General features: G+C 56.6%; 1 protein-coding gene. It reads left to right on the forward strand.

All coding sequences use genetic code 11. The annotated features are described in order from the left end of the window. Nucleotides 1-313: 313 nt before the first annotated feature. The gene (gene gshB, locus BLT03_RS23620; RefSeq protein WP_092746192.1) at nt 314-1,273 is read left to right on the forward strand and encodes a glutathione synthase; all 960 of its coding nucleotides are present in this window, start codon (nt 314-316) and stop codon (nt 1,271-1,273) included. The last annotated feature ends 97 nt before the right edge of the window (nt 1,274-1,370 follow it).

The raw sequence follows: 1,370 nt of genomic DNA on the forward strand, positions 1-1,370 counted from the left end.
CTGACCGCCGACCTCTCTGCTGCTGAGAACGGAATTGTTCAGGACGGACTTTTTAGTGCTCTGCCGCCGTATTCATTACGGCAGATGCTATTAAATAAATAAATAGCATTAGGGTCTGGGCGGGTCGGCAGCCTTTGCACCTGGCACTTTTAGCCTACCTAGCACTTTTTGGGTGGTCTTGAAATGGGCAGTGGCCAAGGCTGGATTCAGTCCAGCCTATGAGCGGGCTTACCGGCAGCCACATACTATTTGTGCAACAGTACGGCCGCAAGCGCGCACCGGGCGTACAGCCGATCCCTTTCTTCTGCAGACCATGAACATCCTTTTCATCGCCGATCCGCTCGAACACTTCAAGATCTATAAGGACACCACGTTCGCCATGATGCGAGAGGCGCAGCGGCGAGGCCATGCGATTTCGGTGTGCCAACCTTCACAGATCGCTTGGCGGCGCGGTGGCCGAGTGATGGCCCGAGTGCAAGACATCCTGCTGACTGGTCAACCGGATGCTTGGTTTACCTCCCAGGGGAATCGTGAAGTCGCGCTGGCTGAGTTCGGCTGCGTGCTGATGCGCAAGGACCCTCCTTTCGACAGCGAATACTTCTACGCAACGCACCTGCTGGAGCAGGCTGAGCGGGAGGGCGCCCGGGTGTTCAACAAGCCCAGGGCCTTGCGCGACCATCCAGAGAAGCTGGCGATCATGGAGTTTCCGGAGTTCATCGGCCCTACGCTGGTCACCAGAGACGCGGAAGACATTCGCCGTTTCCATGCAGAGCACCTGGACATCATCCTGAAGCCGCTCGACGGCATGGGCGGCATGGGGATTTTCCGCGTCAAGGAAGATGGCCTCAATCTGGGAAGCATCATCGAGACCCTCAATAAAGAAGGCTCGCAAAGTGTGATGGTGCAGAAATTCCTTCCCGAGATTGTGGAAGGGGACAAACGCGTCCTCATCATTGGCGGTAAGCCGGTTCCCTATTGCTTGGCACGGATCCCCCAGGGAACCGAAGTCCGCGGCAATCTTGCGGCTGGGGGCAAAGGGGTCGCTAAGGCATTGACCCAACGTGATGTGGAGATCGCTACCGCGCTGGGCGCCATTCTTCAAAGTCGGGGGCTTCTGCTGGCTGGCGTCGACGTGATTGGAGACTGCGTCACTGAGATCAATGTCACCAGCCCTACCTGCTTCCAAGAGATCTACGACCAGACTGGCTGTGATGTCGCCGCTCTATTTATGGACGCGTTGGAGCACGAAATGAACGTTGTAAGAGGCCAATGATTTTTCTGTCATCGAATTCCTACGTTGCAGGGGTTTGTGGTCTATACTAGCGGGCTTGGCAGGAGGGAAGGGCGATGCAAGTTGTCTGGAGTGTCTG

This window comes from Paracidovorax valerianellae, assembly GCF_900102625.1.
Classification (GTDB): Bacteria; Pseudomonadota; Gammaproteobacteria; order Burkholderiales; family Burkholderiaceae_C; genus Paracidovorax; species Paracidovorax valerianellae.